We start from the raw sequence: 20,355 nt of genomic DNA on the forward strand, positions 1-20,355 counted from the left end.
TCACTTTAAATCATTATTCCAACTACCCCCAACCACCTTTCAACATGGCAACCTCTGAGTATTTCAAAGGCATCGGCAAGATTAAGTACGAAGGCCGCGAATCTGATAATCACCTGGCGTTTAAGTGGTACGACGAAAACCGCATGGTGGCCGGCAAAACCATGAAGGACCACCTGCGCTTCGCCACGGCCTACTGGCACACCTTCGTGGGCACCGGCGGCGACCCGTTTGGCCCCGGCACCAAGAAGTTTGGCTGGGATGCCAAGGGCGACATCTTGGGCCGCGCCAAGGACAAGGCCGACGCGGCGTTTGAGTTCTTCACTAAGCTCGGCACGCCTTACTACTGCTTCCACGACGTGGACCTGGTGGACGAAGGCTCGTCGCTGAGCGAGTACGAGCGCAACCTGGCCACCATCGTGGACTACGCCAAGCAGAAGCAGCAGGAAACCGGTGTGAAGCTGCTGTGGGGCACGGCCAACGTGTTTTCGAACCCGCGCTACATGAACGGCGCCAGTACCAATCCCGACTTCGCCGTGGTGGCCTACGCCGGCACGCAAGTCAAAAACTCCATTGACGCCACCATCGCGCTGGGCGGCGAGGGCTACACCTTCTGGGGTGGCCGCGAAGGCTACATGACTCTACTCAACACGGACATGAAGCGCGAGCAGGCGCACCTGGGCCAGTTCCTGAGCATTGCCCGCGACTACGCCCGCAAGCAGGGCTTTACGGGTAAGTTTTTCATCGAGCCCAAGCCGGCCGAGCCCACCAAGCACCAGTACGACTTCGACGCGGCCACCGTTATCGGCTTCCTGCGCGAGCACGGCCTGGAGAAGGACTTCATGCTGAACCTGGAAGTGAACCACGCCACGCTGGCCGGCCACACCTTCCAGCACGAGCTGCAAGTAGCCGCCGACGCCAACCTGCTCGGCAGCATCGACGCCAACCGCGGCGATAACCAGAACGGCTGGGACACCGACCAGTTCCCCAACAACCTCAACGAGCTGACCGAGTCGATGCTCATCATTTTGGCGCACGGCGGCATTACGCCGGGCGGCATCAACTTCGACGCCAAAACGCGCCGCAACTCAACCGACCTGGAGGATATTTTCGTGGCCCACATCGCCGGCATGGACACCTTCGCCCGCGCCCTCGTCACGGCCGACGCCATTTTGGAGAAGTCGGCTTACAAGAAATTTCGCACCGACCGCTACGCCTCGTTCGACGCGGGCAAAGGCGCCGACTTCGCCAAGGGCGCCCTCACGCTGGAAGACTTACGCAAAATTGCGCACGAATCGGGCGAGCCTACCCCCCGCAGCGGCAAGCAGGAGTGGTTGGAGAGCATCATCAACCAGTACATCTAGCGAAAAATCCGTAGAGGAGCGCGGGGCGGCCCGTCTGCGCCGCGTTCCTTTGCGCTACCAATCATTTTCGCTTCAACCATGAGCAATCCCCAAGTTTCGATTGACGAGCTAAGCGTCAACACCATCCGCCTGCTGTCGGTAGATATGGTGCAGAAGGCCAATTCGGGCCACCCCGGCCTACCCCTCGGCGCCGCCCCAATGGCCTACGTGCTGTGGTCGCGCTTCCTGCGCTTCAACCCCCAGGACCCAAAGTGGCCCAACCGGGACCGCTTCGTACTGTCGGCGGGCCACGGCTCGGCGCTGCTCTACAGCCTGTTGCACCTCTACGGCTACGATTTGTCACTGGACGATTTGAAGCAGTTCCGCCAGATGGGCTCCAAGACGCCGGGCCACCCCGAGTCGCACATCACGCCCGGCGTGGAGGTGACGACCGGCCCGCTGGGCCAGGGCTTCGCCAATGGCCTGGGCATGGCCATGAGCGAGGCCCACCTCGCGGCGGTCTACAACAAAGCGGGCCACGCGCCGGTGCAGGACCACTACACCTACGTGCTGGTGAGCGACGGCGACCTGATGGAGGGAATCGCCTCGGAGGCGGCCTCGCTGGCCGGCCACCTGCAGCTGAACAAGATGATTTATCTCTACGATGATAACAACATCTCGCTCGATGGGCCGACCAGCCTGACCTACACCGAGAACCCGATGAAGCGCTTCGATGCCTACTACTGGCACACGCAGCACGTACCGGACGGCAACGACCTCGACGCCATCGAGAACGCCATTCGGGTGGCGCAAACGGTGACGGACCGGCCCTCGATTATCGCGGTGCGCACCATTATCGGCTTCGGCTCGCCGCTGGCCGGCACCAGCAAGTCGCACGGTTCGCCGCTGGGCCCCGATAATGTGAAGGCCACCAAGAAGTTCTACGGCTTCGACCCCGAACAGTCGTTCCAGGTGCCCGCCGAAGTGTACGAACACCTCCAGCAGCCCGGCCAGCAAGGCGCCGAGCTGCAAAAGCAGTGGGACGCCGATTTCGCGGCCTACGCCGAGAAATTTGCCGACGAGGCCAACATGTTTAAGCTTTCCTTCGAAGGCAAATTGCCCGAAGGCTGGGACAAGGACCTGCCGGTGTACACGCCCGCCGATGGCGAGTTGGCCACCCGCCAGGCTTCGGGCAAAGCCCTGGACGCCATCAAGAAAGCGGTGCCGTTTATGTTCGGCGGCTCGGCCGATTTGGCTACGTCGAACGAGATGGACAAGGCGGGCAGTGACAGCTTCCAGCCCGCGCACCCCGCCAACCGCAACGTGTGGTGGGGCGTGCGCGAGCACGCCATGGGCGCGGCCATGAACGGCATTGCTCACCACGGCGGCCTGCGCACCTACGGCGGCACCTTCCTCACGTTCAGCGACTACATGCGCGCCGCCATCCGCCTCACGGCCTTGGCCGAGAGCACGGCCACGTTCGTGTTCACCCACGACAGCATTGGCCTGGGCGAAGACGGCCCCACCCACCAGCCGGTGGAGCAAGTGCTGGCCCTGCGCACCATCCCCAACATTGTGGTGCTGCGCCCCGCCGACGCCAACGAAAGCACCGAAGCTTGGCGCATTGCCATGACCACGCCCAAGTCGCCGGTGGTGCTCATCTTCTCGCGCCAGAAACTGCCGATTCTCGACCAGACCAAGCTCGGCTCGGCCCGCGAAGGTGTAGCCAAGGGCGCCTACATCCTCAGCGAAGCGGAGGGTGGCCAGCCGCAGTTCATTCTTATTGCCACTGGCTCGGAGGTGAAGCTGGCGATGGAAGCGCAAATAGTGCTGCAAAAAGCTGGTACGCCCACCCGCGTGGTGAGCATGCCGAGTTGGGAGCTGTTTGAGCACCAAGACAAAGCCTACCGTGAAAAGGTGTTGCCGCCCACCGTGCGCAAGCGCCTGGCCATCGAGGCGGGCTCGCCCATTGGCTGGCACAAATACACCACCGACGAGGGCGGGATTATCGCCATGAACCGGTTCGGTGAGTCGGCCCCGGCCGAGGAGCTGTTCGAAAAATTTGGCTTCACGGTGGAAAACGTGGTCAAGCGCGCCCAGGGCGTGCTGGCTGGCCACCCCGAAGATGAAAGCCAGGACGAAGAGAAAAAACAAGTAGTGGCCAAGGGCGACTAGGGCCCTAAGTGAAACGAGGTAAGGGTGGAGGGTTGAAAACAGCTACTGGTTTTGGCCCTCCACCTTTGTTTTTCAAGCAGAAGCGTCTCGGCGAAAATAACGTTGTGCAACGCACTGCGGAGGCCTTCCGCTACGCCCACGCCGCCGACCCGAACGCGGTGCTGTTCTACAACGACTACAACACCGAGCGCCCCGAGAAGATGGAGCGCATCTACAAGCTGCTTAAGAAGCTGAAAGATGCCAAAGTGCCCATCGGCGGGGTGGGCCTGCAGAGCCACTGGTCGCTGGTGGAGCCCACGGAACAGGAGCTGCGCACCACCATCGAGCGCTTTGGCTCGCTGGGCCTGAAAGTGCAAGTGACCGAGCTGGACGTGTCGGTGTACCTCTGGGAGAAGGACCGCCGCACCAAGCGCCCCGACGAGTCGGATGCCTACACGCCCGACATGCAGGCCAGGCAGGCGGCGCAGTACGCTATGTTTTTCAAGGTGTTCCGCGACGAAGCCAAGTACCTCACGGACGTCACGTTCTGGAATATCTCCGACCATTATTCGTGGCTGGATACCTGCCCCGTAGCGGGCCGCAAAAACTACCCGCTGCTGTTTGACGAGCAGTACCGGCCCAAGCCGGCGTACTACGAAGTGGTGAAGTTTTAGGGCCCCGGCGGCCCAATCGTCCCCGCCGCCGCTTATAATTTATTCTTCTTGTCCCATGTCCCTCCTTTCCCACGTCCACCGCGTCGCGCTGCTGCTCCTGCTGCCCACTTTGGGAGTAGCGCAGCAACTCGTCCCGCCGCTCGCCGACCACTACATCTCGGCTAAAAAAGAGGCCGGCAGCTTCCCGCTGGTGGCCGGTGGCCGAGCCGCTGCCCTCTACGCCAGTGAGGGCGAGTGGCCGGGCGTGCTGCGCGCCGCCTACGACGTGCAGGCCGACGTGCAGCGCGTGACGGGCCAGGCACCGGCGTTTAGCACCGGCCAGCCGCAGGGGCCCCAACCGGCCGTGCTCGTGGGTACGGTGGGCCGCAGCGCGCTGATTGACAAGCTGGTGCAATCGGGCAAGCTCAACGTCAGCGGACTGGCTGGAAAGTGGGAAACCTTCGTGGTGCAGGCCATCGACAATCCGTTGCCGGGTGTGCCCAGGGCCCTGGTGATGGCTGGCAGCGACAAGCGCGGTACCATCTACGGGCTGTATGACTTGTCGCAGCAGATGGGCGTATCGCCGTGGTATTGGTGGGCCGACGTGCCGGTAGCGCACCAAAAAAACCTGTACGTGGCCCCCGGCCGCCACACCCTGGGCGGGCCCAAAGTGAAGTACCGCGGCATCTTCATCAACGACGAGGCACCGGCCTTTTCGGGCTGGGCCAAGGAGAAATTCGGCGGCGTCAACCACGGCGTGTACGAGCACATGTTCGAGCTGATTTTGCGGCTCAGGGGCAACTACCTCTGGCCCGCCATGTGGGGCAACATGTTCAACGTGGACGACGTGCGCAATCCCGAGCTGGCCGATATGTACGGCGTTGTGATGGGACCCCACATCACGAGCCGCTGACGCGGGCGCACGAGGAATGGAAAAAGGCCGGCCACGGCCCCTGGAACTACCAAACCAACGACACCACCCTGCGGCGCTTTTGGCGCCAGGGTATGCGGCGCATGGGCACCCGCGAGAACATCGTCACCATCGGCATGCGCGGCGACGGTGACGAGCCGATGAGCGAGGGGAGCAACATCAAATTGCTGGAGAAAATAGTGGCCGACCAGCGCCAGGTTATCGCCGAGGAAACCCACAAGCCCGCCGAGCAAACGCCCCAGATGTGGGCCCTCTACAAAGAGGTGCAGGACTACTACGACAAGGGCATGCGCGTACCCGACGACGTGACGCTGCTGCTCTGCGACGACAACTGGGGCAACCTGCGCAAGCTGCCCAGGCCGGGCGACCAGCCCCGCAAGGGCGGCTACGGCATCTACTACCACTTTGATTACGTGGGTGGGCCCCGTAACTACAAGTGGCTTAACAACAACCCACTGCCGCGCGTGTGGGAACAAATGCACCTGGCCCACGAGTACGGGGCCAACCAGATTTGGGTGGTGAACGTGGGCGACCTTAAGCCGATGGAGCTGCCGATTTCGTTCTTCCTCGATTACGCCTGGAACCCCGACGCCCTGCCCGCCAACGGCGTGGCCGCTTACACCCAGCGCTGGGCCGACCAGCAGTTTGGCCCAAAATACGCGGCCAATATTGCCGACATTCTGGCCAGATACGCCAAGTACAACGGCCGCCGCAAGCCCGAGCTGCTCGACGCCAACACCTACAGCTTGGCTACCGGCGAGTGGGCTACGGTAGTGGCCGACTACAACCAGCTTCTCACCCGCGCCGAGGCTCCCAACCAGAAGCTGCCCGGGGCCCACCGCGACGCCTACTTCGAGCTGGTGTTGCACCCGGTGCTGGCCTGCGCCAACCTCAACGAGCTGTACTACGCTGTGGCCCTGAACCGCGAGGCCGCCAAAACCAACCAGCCCAACACCAACGCGCTGGCCGAAAAGGCCCGGGCACTGTTTGCCAAAGACGCTGAAATAAGGGCGCGCTGCCACGCTGTGGCCGGCGGCAAATGGCACCACATGATGGACCAGATGCACATCGGCTACACCGCCTGGCACGACGAGCCCGCCGACAAGCTGCCCGGGGTGGTAACGCTGCCCGCGGGGGCCCCCGCCGCGCCCGGGGCGGCGCCCCTTGCCGCGCCAACCGCCGCTGCCTACACCTCGCTCGATGCCGAGCACTATACCCAGGCCGTGGCCACGGGGCCCATCACCTGGCAGCGCCTGCCCGACCTGGGCCGCACGGCGGGGGCCGTCACGAATTTTCCGGTTACGGCCGCACCCACGGCTACGCCCGGCGGTAGCAGCCCGCACCTGGCGTACCGCATCAGCCTGGCCGAGGCGGGCCCAGTAACGGTGCGGGCCTACCTGGCCCCGATTTTGGACTTCACCAATACCACCGGCCTGCGCTACGCCGTGTCGCTGGACGACGAAGCGCCACAAATCGTCAACCTACACACCGGCCTCGTGCCCGACAACGGCAACCGGCCCTGGGAGCAAGCGGTGGCGGAGAACATCGTCATCAAAACCTCGCAGCACGGCGTAGCCGCTGCGGGCTCGCACGTGCTCAGGCTCTGGCGCGTCGATGCGGGTGTGGTGCTCGAAAAGCTGGTGGTAAGCCAGGGCGCAGTGCCCGCCAGCTACCTCGGCCCCCCGGAAAATGTGGCCCCTCCGGCTACGAAAGGCAACCTAGGCAGCCGCTAACCACTGATAAACGAAATGTTAGTGCGCGCCGGGACCATATAGCAACGGGGCGACAATCAGTTCTACACCAATTTTTTATGCGATATTTTTTTACGTCGCTGGCGTTGCTCTCCGCGGCGCCTGGGCGTGCCCAACCTGTTGCCCCGCGCGCAATCAACTTGGACGTCAACCGGGTGCAGGGCCCCCGGGCCCATGCGTATGACTTTTGCGCGGGGGCTGGCCGGGCCAACGAGGGCCTGCGCGCCGACTGGCAGCAGCAACTGGCGCAGGCTCAAAAGGAGTGCGGCTTCCACTACCTGCGTTTGCACGGCCTGCTGCACGACGACATGGGCGTGTACCGCGAGGACCGGGCCGGCCAACCGGTGTACAACTGCAACCGGTGTACAACTGGCAGTACATCGACAAGCTCTACGACTTTTTACTGAGCATCAAGGTGAAGCCGTTCGTGGAGTTGTCGTTCATGCCCAGCGCGTTGCGTAGCACCGACCAAACCGTTTTCTGGTGGAAAGCCAACGTGTCGCCGCCCAAGTCTTACCCCAAGTGGGAGGCCCTGATTACGGCCCTGGTGCGGCACTGGGAGCAGCGCTACGGCCGCGCCGAGGTGGCTAGCTGGTACTTTGAGGTGTGAAACGAGCCGAACTACCCGGCGTTTTTTACGGGCGACCAAGCGGAATATTTCAAGCTGTACGCGGCCACGGCGCGGGCCGTGAAAAGCGTATCGGCCAGCTACCGGGTGGGCGGGCCGGCCAGCTCCGGCACCGGCTGGATCGATAAAACGCTGGCCTACTGCGCTCAAAACCAGGTGCCCCTCGATTTCATCAGCACCCACGACTACGGCGTGGGCGAGGGGGGCCTCGACGAGTTTGGCCAGGGCCAGCAGAAGCTTGGCGACCCCAATGGCATCGCCGAGCACGTAGCGGAAGTGCGCGCCAAAATTCGTGCCTCCGCCTTTCCCAACCTGGAGCTGCACATTACGGAGTGGAGCGCCTCGTGTTCACCCCACGACCCCGTGCACGACGCTTACCAGAGCGCGGCGTACATCCTCAACACACTCAAGCAGACCGAGAAAATGGCCAATTCTATGTCGTGTTGGACGTTCAGCGACATTTTTGAGGAAGCTGGGGTGCCGGCCACGCTCTTCCACGGGGGCTTTGGGTTGCTGAATTTGCAGGGCATCAAGAAGCCGGCTTATTTCGCCTACCAATATCTGCACCAGCTGGGCCCCAGCGAGTTGCACAACACCGACCCGGCTTCGTGGGCCACCACCGATGCGGCCGGCAATGTGCAGGTGCTGTGCTGGAACTTCAGCGCCCCCGCGTTGGGCCCCGAGGCCGACCAGCAATACTTCGTGCGCCCGCAGCCGGGCCGCTGCTGGGGCCCCGGTGCGCCTGAGGTGGCAGCACTTGCGCCCCGGCACCTACGCCCTCGCGGAGGAGCGCACCGGCTACGAGCGCCGCGATTCCTACACGGCGTACCTCAAAATGGGCCGCCCCGCCCAGCTCGACCGCGCCTAGGAGGCGCAGCGCCCAGGAGGCGCAGCTGCGGGCCGCGGCCCACGTGACGCCCGGGGCCGCCCGCACCCTGCGCGTGGGGCCCGACGGCCGCTTGGCGTACACACTAGATCTGCGCGAAAACGATGTGGTGCTCTTGCATCTAAACCGCTTAAAATAGAAGGATTTAGGCGTGGCGAAATATTTTGGTTAATGGGTTAAACCAGCACTTGCCAAGGCTATCCAACCGCCAGATTATTCCCTACTTCACCCTTTATTCTTTTACCTATGCACCTTATTTCTGCTCGTTCTTTTGTGCTGGCTGGCCTAGCCAGCGGCCTGCTGCTGGCCTCGGGCTGCAAGCGCCAAGCTGACGCCGTGACGCCTGACCAGGACGTGACCACCGCGGAGGATAACAGCACCACCGAAAGCGAAACGGCCTTGAGCGGCGACATCATAACGGCCGCCGCGCCCCAGGACGAAACCCAGTCGGGCTCGCCCGCCGTGGCCGGCTTTGCCGAGCTGGTGCGGGTGTACGGCACCTGCGGTACCCGCACCTACGTGGCCGCCACCCGCACGCTCACCATCGATTTTGGGCCCACCAATTGCCTGTGCCCTGACGGGCGCTACCGCCGCGGCCAGATTGTGGTGCGCTTCACCGGCGCCAACCTCGCGCGCCACTCGGGTGCCGTCGTTACGCGCGAAAACTACTTCGTGAACGATAATCAGCACACGGCCACCCGCACTTTTGCCGACCTCGGCAATGGCTCGTTTTCGGTAGACGTGGCCAATGGCGGCATCATTTACGCCAACAATGGCGGCACCTGCACCTGGACGGCCCACCGCGACTACACCCGCACCGCCGGCTACGGCACGCCCCAGGTATCCGACGACGTGTACAGCGTAACCGGCCAGGCGGCGGGCACCAACCGCAAGGGCGTCAGCTACACGGCCACCATCACCAAGCCCCTCATTAAGCGCGGCGACTGCTACAAATACTACGTGGCCGGTACCGTGACGCTGGCCAACGACAAGGGCAGCACCCTCGTGCTCAACTACGATCCCAGCGGCTCGCAGGCCTGCGACAACTCCGCCAGCGTGACGGTAGGGGCCTGGACGAAGATGATTACGCTGCGCTAACCGCCAGTATTCCAACAAAAAAGCCCCGCCAACTGGCGGGGCTTTTTTGTTGGAATACTGGCGGTTAGCCGGGGCCCTACCGCGTGCCACGGTGACGGCTCGGGCGGTGCGGTTTCATCTTGTGGGTGCCCGAGTGGTGGCCAAATAGGCTGAATTTGCGGTGGGGGCTGCCCCCGCCGTGGTAGTAGGTGTACACCGGGCGGTGATTGCCGGGCGTGGGGTAGCGGTGGCGCAGGGGCGCGGCCGACGCATCGGGGGTAGCCAACCAGGCGCACGACGCGCAAAAAAGCAGCAGCAGAAAACGAGGCATGAGGCGGACGATTGGGATGAGAACGAAAAAGGAAATAAGGCCGGCATTAGGCCCGCTTCCTAAACTACAGGGCGGGAGAAAATATTGCCTATCAAGGCTCATCTACTAAAATACCGTGCCAAACCGGGGCCCGGGACGAAGGCCCTGCGGTTTGAGGTTTCTTTGTGGGCATGAAATACTTGGTGCTTCCGGCCGCTGTGGCCGGCAACTTGTTGGTGATGGCCTGCCAAACGCAAAAAACACTGACCGCCGCCGGTCCCGCGCCGGCCCCCACGTCTGCCGCGGTGTGGCACTCCGACGCCTATACCGTGCTGCGCGACGCCGTGGTGCAGGGCCCCTACCGGGCCACGGCCGCCTCCGCCACGGCCCTGACATCCAACTACCACAGCCCAGCCCGGGCCTTGAGCCCGCGCATCGCCTTCAAATTCAGCCTCAACGGCAAGGACAACGAGCTGCCGGCCGGCCAAAACCACAGCTTCGTGGCGCTACGGGGCCCCGGAGCGGCGGGCACGGGGGCCCTGGAAACGCCGGTCATCGTGTTCGGCCAGCCGGGGCCCGAAGCCGCCGCGGTGCCCGATGGCGCCACGCTGGCGCCGGGCACGTCGGTGAAGATTCGGCTTGATTTGCGGCCCGTGCTGGCGGCGTTTCAGAAGGACGGGTTTTACACCAACTTCAAGGGCGAAAAGATTTACCAGCAGGACCTGAAGCACGTGCTGGTGGCCGGCGACGTGGCCCCGCTGAGCTGGGATTTTGACAACCTGGTGAACAAGCCCGAATTGGAACTGCACGACCCCAACGGCACTGGCATCTACGAAACCACGCTGGTACTGAACGCGCCTGATGCTGCCAAAACCACCGCCCAGGAGTGGCACCAGACCATTAAAACGGACGATTTCCCGCAGTATTCTTCCGAGTATCCGCTGGCCGATGCCCTCTACAACCTAGCTTTGGAGGAGGCCCGCCGCGCCGTGGAGCCCGACAGCACTTTCCGCACCGGCAAGGAGTGGGCGGGCGTGTGGACGCGCGACATCAGCTACTCCATCCTCCTGGCGCAGGCCACGTTGCAGCCGCGCTCGGCCATGAAAAGCCTGCTCCGCAAGGTGTCGCCCCAGGGCCGCATCATCCAGGACACGGGCACGGGCGGGGCCTACCCGTGCTCGACGGACCGCGTGATTTGGGCCGTGGCGGCCTGGGAAATCTACAAGGTGACCGGCGACGAGGCCTGGCTGCGTAAGGTGTACCCCATTGTGCAGCAGTCCATTGCCGACGATGTGCAGAACGCCTACAACCCCGAAACTGGCCTGGTGCGCGGCGAGTCGTCGTTTCTGGACTGGCGCGAGCAAACCTACCCGCGCTGGATGCAGCCGGCCGACATTTACCAGAGCGAGAACCTGGGCACCAACGCCGTGCACGCCCAGGCCAACACCGTGCTGGCCGCCATGGCCCGCCAGCTGGGCCACCCCGAGGTGGCCGCCGTTCACGAGCGCTTGGCCAACCAAATCCGCCACGGCGTGAACCAGTACCTGTGGCTCGAAAAAGCCGGCTACTACGGCCAGTTCCGCTACGGGCGCGTGTTCGGCAGCGTGTCGCCGCGGGCCGAGGCCCTGGGCGAAGCCCTGAGCGTGTGCTTCGGCGTGGCCGACGCGACAAGGGCCAAAACGGTGGTGGAACGCACGCCCACCGTGCCGTTCGGCGTACCCTGCATCTACCCCCAGATTCCCGGCATCCCGCCCTACCACAACGACGCCGTGTGGCCCTTCGTGCAGAGCTTTTGGGCCCTGGCCGCCGCCCAAACCGGCAACGACGCCTCCCTCACCGAGAGCATGGCCGCCATTTACCGCCCGGCGGCGCTGTTCCTTACCAACAAAGAGAACTTCGTGGCCAGCACCGGCGACTTCGCCGGCACCCAAATCAACTCCTCCAACATGCTCTGGAGCCTGTCGGGCAGCCTCGGGCTGGTGTACAAGGTGCTGTTCGGCATGCACTACGAAACCGACCGGCTAGTGTTCCGACCGTTTGTGCCGCAGGCTTTTCAGGGCCCTCGCAAGCTGACGAACTTCCGCTACCGCGGGGCGGTGCTGGATGTGGAAATGAACGGCTTCGGTAATGAAATTCAGACTATTACGCTCGACGGCCAGCCGCTGCCCGACGCGGCCGTGCCCGCCACCCTCACCGGCCGCCACGCCCTGCGCATCGTGCTGCGTAGCCAGGCTCCGGCCGCCGCGCCCGTCAACCGCGTGGCCAACCGGTTTTCGCCCGAAACGCCGCAGGTCACCTACGCCAAAAACCGCCTCAGCTGGGCCCCCGTGGCCGGCGCGAAAAGCTACAAAGTGCTGAAGAACGCCCAGGTCATCACCGCCAACGCCAACCCGGCCACCGGTTGGCCGGTGCCCACGGCCGCCTTCGCCGAGTACCAGGTGGTGGCCGTGGACGCCCAGGGCCTGGAGTCGTTTGCCAGCGAGCCGGTGGCCGTAGCCGGCGAAGGCGTGGGGCCCCAGTTGGTGCCGCTCGTCACGGTGGCGCCCAAGTCGAAGCTGCCCTACCAGGGCTTCACGGGCGCGGGCTTCGTGGAAACCAGCACCACCAAAAACGCCGCCCTGGCCATTCCCGTCACGGTGCCCGAGGCCGGCCTCTACGCCCTCGATTTCCGCTACGCCAACGGCAACGGCCCGATTAACACCGAGAATAAGTGCGCCATCCGCACGCTGCGCAGCGGCGCGGGGGCCCTGCTCGGCACCGTGGTGCTGCCCCAGCGCGGCACCGGCGAGTGGTCGAACTGGGGCTTCACCAACCCCCTCCTGGTGCGCCTCGAAAAAGGCAAAAATACCCTGCGCCTGGCCCTGGAGCCCGCCAATACCAACATGAACATCGCCGTGAACCAAGCCATGCTCGACTACCTGCGGGTGCAGCGGGTGCAGTAAATAAGGTGTAAAGCGGGATCTCAATAACTGTCATCCTGAACGCAGTGAAGGATCTGGGGACAGCCGAACGGCACGCAGTAATCAATGATTTATTGCGAATCGTTCGGCTATCCCCAGATCCTTCACTGCGTTCAGGATGAAAGGGTTAGGCTGCTGTCCAATGGTTCACTGCGTGCTGTTCCGCTGCCCCAGATCCTTCATCTCTGCTTGATGCGCAGAATGTTCAGGATGACGGTTCCTGTTATCACAACTACCGCTAGCCCCACCTAGGGCCCCACCACGGGCAGCGTCAGCCCCGAGGGGTGGGCGGCGTCGTGGTAGAGGCGGATGGTAGCCTTCTGGAAATCCGCTGCTTTGGCGGTGGAGATGTTGAGAAACTGCTGCGGGTTGCGGTCCACGAGCGGGAACCAGGTGCTTTGCACCTGCACCATCAGGCGGTGGCCTTTTTTGAAGGTGTGGAGCACGTCGGGCAGCTCGTATTTTACTTCGGTGGGCTGGTTGGGCACGAAGGCGGTGGGGTGCTCGAAGCTCTGGCGGAAGCGGCCGCGCATCACCTCGGCGCGCACCAGGCGCTGGTAGCCGCCCATCAGCAGCTCGTCGGGGTTGGGCACGGGGGCGGGCGCGTCGGCGGGCAGCACGTCGATGAGCTTCACCACGAAGTCGGCGTCGGTGCCGGAGGTGCTCACCCACAGGTCGGCGGCCAGGGGCCCCGCCACGGTCAGGTCTTCGGCCAGCGGCTCGGTTTGGAACACCAGCACGTCGGGCCGCTGAGCGGCGAAGCGCTGGTCCTCAATCACGTACTCGTTGTTGCGGCCATCGGCCACGCCGGCGGTGTAGGGCACGGGGTGGGCCGGGTCGCTCACGTATTCTTCCGGTTTCTCGTTGGCCGCGGGCGCGGCGAAGGCCAGGCGGCCGCCGGCGCCTGCGTAGGCGGTGCGGCCCGCGGTGGCCTTGGGCGGCCAGGCCGGGTAGGTTTGCCAGGCGTTGGTGCCGGTGTTGAACACTGTGGCTTCGGCGGGGTTGAAGGCGCCTTTGTCCTTCAGGTAGTGATTGAAAAATGGGGTTTCCAGCGTTTGGCGGTAGTACTGGGCGGTGTTGGTGCCGAAGTTTAGGGGCCCGAAGGTGGTCCAATCGGGCCGGCTCCAGGCGCCGTGGGTCCAGGGCCCCATCACGAGGCGGTTGGTGGCGCCGGGGTTCTGCTGCTCAATGGCTTTGTACGTGTGCAGGGCCCCGAATAGGTCCTCGGCGTCGAACCAGCCGCCCACCACCAGCACGGCGGGCCGCACGCCCGTCAGGCGCGGGCGGATGTTGCGCGCCTGCCAGTAGGCGTCGTAGGTGTCGTGCTGCAAGTACTCGTTCCAGATGCGGGCGCGGCCGTTGAAGTACTGCGGCGCGTTGGCGTTGGCCAGGGGCCCCAGGTTCAGGAAAAACTGGTAGGCGTCGGCCGGCTGGGCCTTGAACAGGGCCTCGTACTTGGGCACCGGCTGGGGCCGCGGCACGTCGAAAAAGTTGGTGAAATCAAAATTATCCAACAGGAAAAACGCCCCGTTGTGCCGGGCGTCGTCGCCCATAAACTCGTCCGTAACCGGGGCCTGGGGCGATACCGCCTTGAGGGCCGGGTGGGCCGTGGGCAGGCTGGCCGTGGCATAAAAGCCGGGGTACGAAATGCCCATGATGCCCACGCGGCCGTTGTTGTTCGGCACGTTTTTGAGCAGCCACTCGATGGTGTCGTACGTGTCGGTGCTCTCGTCGTGGGGGGCGAGCTGGCCTTGGGGGCCCCGGCGCCGGGCCTTGTTGGAGGCCGCGGTGGGCAGGGCGGGCGTCATTTCCTCGAACTGCCCCTCGCTCTGGTAGCGGCCCCGAACGTCCTGGTACACAAAGATGTACTGCTCTTCCGACAGCTCGCGGCTGGGGCCGGGGCCCCGCGAGCGGTAGTTTTCTTCGCCGTAGGGGCCCGCCGAGTAGGGCGTGCGCGTCATCAGAAATGGGTAACGGCGGCCGGGCGCGGCATCAAGCGGCACATACAGCACAGTGTAAAGCTTGGTGCCGTCGCGCATCGGCACCTGGCGGTCGAGCTTGCGGTAGTGCTGCCGCACAAACGCCGAATCCTGGGCGGGGGTGGGGGTCGTGGGGGCTGGGCCGGGGGCGGGTGTGTGGACCGGCGTTTGGGCGGCGGCGGGGCCAGCCGCGGCGGCCAGCAACAGCGCCGCAAGGGCAAAACGAGTCATGGGAAACGGGGGAAAAGCGAACGGGGCCCCAAGTACGGCTCCAGCCGCTGTTGGAACCATGAAACGCCCGCGCCGCCGCGCGTGTTGGGCCAGCATGTGTGACCACCAAAAGCCCGCCGCCAACCTCAAACGCTTCCTCGTGTACCTCGCCGTCGGCGTGGTGGTGCTGCTACTCGGCTACGGGCAAGCAGCGGCTGGGGCGGCTTGAGAATTGAACCCTCAAGGGTCCGTTTGGACGCGCTGGTAAAGTGAAACCGGCCGTCATGCTGAACGCAGTGAAGCATTTCGCGTAGCTAACCGATAGATTGCTGCTAGATTGCTGCCGCGGGAGAGACGCTTCACTGCGTTCAGCATGACGGCCGGTTTTGACGCATCACGGTGTTTCCGTTCAGCGTAGCAGCCTGCTTTGCCTGCGCTATTCCGCCACCTCGACCGATGCATCGGCGTGCGTGGGGGCCTCGTAGGTGTCGGCGTACTTGAAGTCTTCGAGCCAGTAATCCGAGGCGATGACGTCGAACACTACGCTGGTGGCGGTTTTTTCGCTGGGCGTGATTTGCCAGAGGATGGACGGGGCCTCAACGAAGGTGGTGCCGGCCAGCTGGTCGCCGAAGAGGCGGTGCAGCAGGGCGCTGTCGGACAGGCCGGGGGCCAGCAGGCGCAGCAGCGGGGCGGCCGGGTTCTCGTCGAATACAGCCAGGTCGGCACCGTCAGCGGCAGTCACTTTCACCTTGAATTCTACTGCCTGCGGGTGCGGGAATTTGCCGTTGTAGGCTTCGTAGAGCAGTTGGGTGGCGTTGAAAAAGCCTTCGTGCAGCTCCAGGCGCGGGTTTTCTTCCCACAGCTTCTCGGTTTGGAGCTGGTGGGCGAGCTGGTCAATCTGGCCTTCCTTCAGCTCGTCTTCGAATAGGTACTCGAGCACGATTTTGGCGGCATCGGCGGGCTCCTGGTCGGTGATGGACATCAGGCACATGGCCTTCAACTCGGCGGCGTCGATTTCGTCGGGGTTGTCGTAGGCCATTTTGGTCAGCAGGGCCTTGTAGTCGGTGTTGTCCCAGGCGGCGGGCAGCTCGGCGAGGTGCTGGAAGGAGAGGCGTTCGACGGTGAAGTTTTGCATTGGGAAAGAATAAGGAGCGAATAAGCTGGCCCTGTTTACGGCAAACGCCTGGCAACAACCGAAATCCCGCGGCCTTTTTCCCATTGGCCCCGCCCGCCGCCGGCCCGGCAACCGCGCCAAAAACCGCCGGGGCCCCACCGTTTGCCCCGCCGCGCCGTTGGCTTATTCGGCCAAAAACTTTCACCTTTCGCGGCCCGCGCCCGGCGCGCGTGGGGCCCCGGCGGCGGCGCCGTTTCTTTGGGAAACTTCCCCAGTTAGCCACCCCCTTTGCATGGATGCCCAACTTGCCGCTGATGATTATTCAGCCCCGCCCATTGTGTACGTCGAAGAGCAGGCGCTGCTGAGCACCGGCCGGTTTGTGGCCCTGTGCGCGGCCACAGGCGGCGTGTACGCGCTGTGGTGGCAGTACAAAACCTGGCGGTTTTTCAAGCAGTGGGAGCAGAACGACACCTGGCCCGTGGCGCGCACCCTGTTCAGCATTTTCACCGTCTACGGCCTGCTGGTGCGCATCAAGGAGCTGGCGCGGCGCGCGGGGGCCCCGGCTGGCTTTTCGCCCGGCAACGCCGCCAGCGGCTACGTGGTGCTGAGCCTGCTCGCGCGCCTGCCCGACCCGTTCTGGCTGGTGTCGCTGGGGGCCTTTGGCTTCCTCGTCTCGGGCTTCGACGCCTTCAACCGCACCCTGCCGCGCCTGAATGGCGTGCCGCTGCGTGAGCCCACCGGCTTCAGCGGCCGGCAGCTGGTGCTGCTGGTGGTGGGCGTGGTGTTTTGGGGCATGGTGCTCATCGGCCTGACGTTGCCCGACGATGGCCGGATGTAGCTTGGACTCGCAGCGTCCAAGCTACCTGCTGGGGGCCCTAGTGCCCGCCGGTGCTGGTGCCGCCGGCCTTGGCGGGCAGCTGGGCCAGTAGCTCGCGGACGGCGGTGTCGAGCTGCGCGTCTTTGCCTTGGTAGCTGGCGCCCACGGGGTTGCTCACGGGCACGTCCACGGGGCGGGGGTTCATTTCCATAATTTTGCCGTCGCGCACGGCCCGGATGGTGCTGCCGGGCAGGCGCAGACTGGAGCCGTCGAGCAAGGAAATATTGGAGGTGAAGATGATCCAGCCGCCGGTGGGCTCGCCCACGATTTTGCCCAGCTGCCCGGCCCGGTAGCCCTCGCTGAAATCCTCCGCGTCGGAGAGCGAGTGCTGGTTGGTGACGAGCACCGTGGGCAGCTCCAGGGCGCGCTGGCCCAGGGCCCCGCGGGCCAGCACGGGCCGCGGCTGGCTGCGGCTGCTCATGGTGAGGTAGCTGCGGCGCGTGAGCACGTCGATGGCGTACACGTTCACGAAGCCGCCGTTGTTGTTGCGCACGTCCACCACCACGCCGTCGCGGCCCAGGTTCTCGGTGTCAAGGTCGAGGTACAGCTGCGCCAGGGCCCCGGCCGACATATCAAACATGTGCACGTAGCCCAGGCGGCCGCCGCTGGCCTTGGCCACGTAGGCGCGGCGCTCCTCCACCCACTGGCGGTAGTCGAGGGCCTTTTCGGTGTCGCGGCTCAGCGGGCGCACCACCACGTCGCGGGCGGTAGCGGGGGCCCCGGCGGGCGCGGTGCGGCAGTTTTTCCGGCCTTTGGGCGCGGCGGCGGCCGGCTGCAAATCGGCCGATGTGGCGGCGGTAGCGCTGCGCACGCGCAACGTCACGCGGCGGCCCACCTTGTATTGCAGCAGCTCGTCGAGGTTGGTGCGCGGGCCGATGGGCTGGCCGTCCACGGCCAGCAGCTCGTCGCCGGGGCGCAGGCCGGCCAGGGCCCCGGCGCCCAGCGGCAGCACCGCCACAATGCGCAGGCGGCCACTCTGCTCGTATTCCGCGGCGTCGAAGCGCAGGCCGAGGCGGCCGGTGGCGGGCGGCACCGCCCCGCCGGCGGCCGGCGCGGGGTTCATGCCCGAGTGCGAGGCGTTTAGCTCGCCAATCATCAGGTTGGTCAGGCGGCGGGCCTCGTCGGGCGTGCGGGCCCCGGCCACCAGCGGCGCGAATTGGGCGCGCTGGGCGGCCCAGTCCACGCCGTTGAAGGTCGAGTCGTTGAAGAAGTCGCGCAGGCGCGTCCAGGCCTCGTCGAACACGGCCATTTTCTCCTGCTCGAAGTCCACGTCCATCTCCGCCGTCACGGCCACGGTGCGGGGCGCGGGGCCCTTCGCGGCTTCCAGCGGCACCACTTTGATAACGCCCTGGTCCAGGTAGTAGATTTCCTTGCTGTTGGGGGCAAACTGGGCGTCGCGCTTGGCGCCGGTGGTGGAGGTAAGCTGGCGCACCACAGCCGGCTCCTTGCTCAATTCATCGAGCGGGAAAACGTACAGGTTTGTCTGCCCGGCGGCCGAAGCCGTGAGCAGCAGCCACTTGCCGTCGGGGCTGATGGCGTGGCTGCCTACGTTCACGCCCACCGGCAGCAAGCTCAGCCGCCGCCGAATGTCGGCAAACACGATGCTGACCGGGGCCCCATTCCGCCCGCTGCGGCCGCCGGCCGGGGCCCCCGCGCCGCCTTTCGCACCGGCCGAATCGACGCCCGGCAGCGTGGCCGGGCGCTTGGGGCTGGCGGGCTTTATTACCGGGTCGGTGTTGCGGCCGGGCAGGCCGGGGCTGGGGGCAGGCTGCTCCCGAAACAGGTCGCGGAACTGGTCCTCGCGGAAGCGCGGGGTGCGCGGCTGCAAGTCCACGCGGGCCAGCTGGGCGTCCTCCGTGCGCTGGCCGGTGTCGAAGAGCAGGTACTTGCCGTCGGGGCTCCACGAGAGGGCGTTGCTGTTGCCGTTGCCCAAGAAGCTCACCGCCTGCGCCTTGCCGCCCGCCGCCGGTACCACCGACACGTTGGTGAAGCTGCGCGTGCCACCGCTCATAAACGCCAGCCAGCGCCCGTCGGGGGCCCAGGCCAGCGGCCGGTCGGCACTCAGCGGGGGCCGCCCAAACTGGCCGGTGGCCACCAGGCGCTCCTGCCCGGTGGCCAGGTCCAGCACCCGCAGCTCGCGGGCGTCGCGCTCGAACGCCAGCTGCTTGCCATCGGGCGAAAAGCACGGAAACGCATCGGCGCGGGCGGCGTTGGTGAGGCGCGTTTCCCGGCCGGTGCCGAAGTCGTAGCCGTAGAAGTGGGCCGGCCCGTCGCGCTCCGAAGTGTACACCACGCGGCTGCTGTTGGGAGCCCACACCACGTCGGATTCGGCCGTGGGCGTGGCCGAGAGCCGGGTGGCTTCGCCGCCATCAGCCGCCGACGCGGCAAATACCTCGCCGTGCGCCACGAAGGCCACCTTGGTGCCGTCGGGCGAGAGGGCCAGGCCCTGCCAGCGGTCGGTGTAGCGCAGGCGCTCAACGGCCGGGCCGGCCGGGGCCCCGCGCCGCCGCACGGGCACGGCGCGGGCCCGGCCGGTGGCGGGGTCGAGGGTCCAGAGCTGGAAGTTGCGCTCGAAGGCAATGAGCTGGCCATCGTAGGAAATGCTGGGCCACAGCACCCGCCCGTCGGCGAAGGTGGTGACGGCGTGCGCCGCGGCGGGGCCCCCGGCCGGGTTCAGGGCCCAGATGTTCTCGGGCCCGTTGCGGTCCGATACGTAGTAGAGCTGCTGGCCGCCCGCGCCCCACATCGGCCAGAGCTGCTTGGCGCCGCCGGGCGTCAGGGCCTCGTAGGTGGGGGCCCCGGGGCCCTCGCGCCGCAGCCAGATTTCGGACTCGTCCAAGTGGCTGTGGCCGTGGCGCCACCATTGGCTGGCCGCAATGCCGCGCGCCGCAAACGCCACGCGGCGCCCGTCAGGGCTGGGCGCGGCGTAGAACTCGTTCACGTAGCGGTCGGCGCTCACGGGCGTGGGCGTGCCCCCGGCGGCGGGCAGCCGGTACAGGTCGTTCATGCCGGCAATGTCGTGGCTGGTGGAGCTGTAGTACAGCCACTTGCCATCGGCCGACCAGTTATCGAGCTGGTCGGGCGCGTCGTCAAACGTGAGGCGGCGCAGCTCCCCGGTTTCCAGGGCCAGCACGTACACATCGCCGTTGCCGGTGCGCGTGCTCACGAAGGCCACCGAGCGGCCGTCGGGCGCGTACAGCGGGCGGCTCTCGGTGGCCGGGTGGGCCACCAGCAGGCGGGCCTCGCCGCCGGCCACCGGCACCGTCCAAATGTCGCCGCCCGACACAAACGCCAGTTCCTGGCGGTCGGGCGACACCGCCGGCTCGGAGAAGTACGGCACGGGCACGGGCGCGGGGGCCGGGGCGGCCGGGGCCCCCAGCGGCGGCAGGGCCAGCAGGAGCGGGAGAAAAAGTGTTTTCAAGCGGAACGGCGTGGGGGTTGGCGGCGGGCAGCTGGCGCAGCGCCGGGCGCGGCGCTGGGATGTT

Annotated in this window: 12 protein-coding genes and 2 pseudogenes; 10 read left to right on the forward strand and 4 right to left on the reverse strand. The window is 65.6% G+C overall.

Annotated features, from left to right (window positions below):
* Positions 1–44 precede the first annotated feature (44 nt).
* The 8 genes and pseudogenes from xylA to AXW84_RS06795 all read left to right on the forward strand — a co-directional run bounded on the left by xylA (position 45) and on the right by AXW84_RS06795 (position 9,441).
* On the forward strand, positions 45–1,361 hold the full coding sequence (gene xylA, locus AXW84_RS06760; RefSeq protein ID WP_068230428.1) for a xylose isomerase: 1,317 nt from the start codon (positions 45–47) through the stop codon (positions 1,359–1,361).
* 78 nt (positions 1,362–1,439) lie between these two features.
* Complete coding sequence (tkt, locus tag AXW84_RS06765) at positions 1,440–3,515, forward strand: transketolase (protein WP_068230431.1); 2,076 nt, start codon at positions 1,440–1,442, stop codon at positions 3,513–3,515.
* Positions 3,516–3,619: 104 nt separating this feature from the next.
* Positions 3,620–4,168 (forward strand): endo-1,4-beta-xylanase, encoded by a 549-nt coding sequence (locus AXW84_RS06770; RefSeq protein ID WP_236943268.1) that lies wholly within the window; start codon positions 3,620–3,622, stop codon positions 4,166–4,168.
* A 550-nt stretch (positions 4,169–4,718) separates the two neighbouring features.
* A pseudogene (locus tag AXW84_RS25745) lies at positions 4,719–5,743 on the forward strand (glycosyl hydrolase 115 family protein); the annotation flags it as partial.
* Between the two features lie 396 nt (positions 5,744–6,139).
* Complete coding sequence (locus AXW84_RS25750) at positions 6,140–6,811, forward strand: hypothetical protein (protein WP_236943327.1); 672 nt, start codon at positions 6,140–6,142, stop codon at positions 6,809–6,811.
* A gap of 158 nt (positions 6,812–6,969) precedes the next feature.
* The gene (locus AXW84_RS26140; protein ID WP_204248431.1) at positions 6,970–7,236 is read left to right on the forward strand and encodes a GH39 family glycosyl hydrolase; all 267 of its coding nucleotides are present in this window, start codon (positions 6,970–6,972) and stop codon (positions 7,234–7,236) included.
* A pseudogene (locus AXW84_RS25755) lies at positions 7,191–8,372 on the forward strand (GH39 family glycosyl hydrolase). Before AXW84_RS26140 ends, AXW84_RS25755 begins: the two are co-directional and overlap by 46 nt.
* A 217-nt stretch (positions 8,373–8,589) precedes the next feature.
* Positions 8,590–9,441: a hypothetical protein gene (locus AXW84_RS06795; protein ID WP_157886861.1), complete on the forward strand. Its 852-nt coding sequence runs from the start codon at positions 8,590–8,592 to the stop codon at positions 9,439–9,441.
* Positions 9,442–9,517: 76 nt separating this feature from the next.
* On the opposite strand, the gene AXW84_RS06800 is transcribed toward AXW84_RS06795, so the two are convergent.
* Positions 9,518–9,751, reverse strand: a complete 234-nt coding sequence (locus AXW84_RS06800; RefSeq protein ID WP_068230449.1) for a hypothetical protein — start codon at positions 9,749–9,751, stop codon at positions 9,518–9,520.
* Positions 9,752–9,921: 170 nt separating this feature from the next.
* Here AXW84_RS06800 and AXW84_RS06805 point away from each other — a divergent pair, with 170 nt between their 5' ends.
* Positions 9,922–12,672, forward strand: a complete 2,751-nt coding sequence (locus tag AXW84_RS06805; protein WP_071891074.1) for an MGH1-like glycoside hydrolase domain-containing protein — start codon at positions 9,922–9,924, stop codon at positions 12,670–12,672.
* 266 nt (positions 12,673–12,938) lie between these two features.
* Here AXW84_RS06805 and AXW84_RS06810 read toward each other — a convergent pair whose 3' ends face one another.
* Together AXW84_RS06810 and AXW84_RS06815 are read right to left on the reverse strand one after the other, a co-directional pair.
* A complete protein-coding gene (locus tag AXW84_RS06810) occupies positions 12,939–14,900 on the reverse strand; it encodes a CocE/NonD family hydrolase (RefSeq protein WP_071891077.1) in 1,962 nt (653 codons plus the stop codon).
* A gap of 415 nt (positions 14,901–15,315) precedes the next feature.
* The gene (locus AXW84_RS06815; RefSeq protein ID WP_068230451.1) at positions 15,316–16,014 is read right to left on the reverse strand and encodes a hypothetical protein; all 699 of its coding nucleotides are present in this window, start codon (positions 16,012–16,014) and stop codon (positions 15,316–15,318) included.
* A gap of 271 nt (positions 16,015–16,285) precedes the next feature.
* Here AXW84_RS06815 and AXW84_RS06820 point away from each other — a divergent pair, with 271 nt between their 5' ends.
* Positions 16,286–16,831, forward strand: coding sequence for a hypothetical protein (locus tag AXW84_RS06820; protein WP_068230454.1), 546 nt, complete (start codon positions 16,286–16,288; stop codon positions 16,829–16,831).
* A 37-nt stretch (positions 16,832–16,868) separates the two neighbouring features.
* On the opposite strand, the gene AXW84_RS06825 is transcribed toward AXW84_RS06820, so the two are convergent.
* A complete protein-coding gene (locus AXW84_RS06825; protein ID WP_204248432.1) occupies positions 16,869–20,291 on the reverse strand; it encodes a S41 family peptidase in 3,423 nt (1,140 codons plus the stop codon).
* Between the last annotated feature and the right edge of the window lie 64 nt (positions 20,292–20,355).

Source organism: Hymenobacter sp. PAMC 26628 (assembly GCF_001562275.1).
In the GTDB taxonomy this organism is placed as follows: domain Bacteria; phylum Bacteroidota; class Bacteroidia; order Cytophagales; family Hymenobacteraceae; genus Hymenobacter.

What these genes read in the sequence shown, in the direction of transcription:
- AXW84_RS06805 (WP_071891074.1), top strand. Translation starts at nt 9,922, where the DNA reads ATGAAATACTTGGTGCTTCCGGCCGCTGTGGCCGGCAACTTGTTGGTG.
- AXW84_RS06820 (WP_068230454.1), top strand. Translation starts at nt 16,286, where the DNA reads ATGGATGCCCAACTTGCCGCTGATGATTATTCAGCCCCGCCCATTGTG.
- AXW84_RS06795 (WP_157886861.1), top strand. Translation starts at nt 8,590, where the DNA reads ATGCACCTTATTTCTGCTCGTTCTTTTGTGCTGGCTGGCCTAGCCAGC.
- tkt (WP_068230431.1), top strand. Translation starts at nt 1,440, where the DNA reads ATGAGCAATCCCCAAGTTTCGATTGACGAGCTAAGCGTCAACACCATC.
- AXW84_RS06815 (WP_068230451.1), bottom strand. Translation starts at nt 16,014, where the DNA reads ATGCAAAACTTCACCGTCGAACGCCTCTCCTTCCAGCACCTCGCCGAG.
- xylA (WP_068230428.1), top strand. Translation starts at nt 45, where the DNA reads ATGGCAACCTCTGAGTATTTCAAAGGCATCGGCAAGATTAAGTACGAA.
- AXW84_RS06810 (WP_071891077.1), bottom strand. Translation starts at nt 14,900, where the DNA reads ATGACTCGTTTTGCCCTTGCGGCGCTGTTGCTGGCCGCCGCGGCTGGC.
- AXW84_RS06800 (WP_068230449.1), bottom strand. Translation starts at nt 9,751, where the DNA reads ATGCCTCGTTTTCTGCTGCTGCTTTTTTGCGCGTCGTGCGCCTGGTTG.
- AXW84_RS25750 (WP_236943327.1), top strand. Translation starts at nt 6,140, where the DNA reads ATGCACATCGGCTACACCGCCTGGCACGACGAGCCCGCCGACAAGCTG.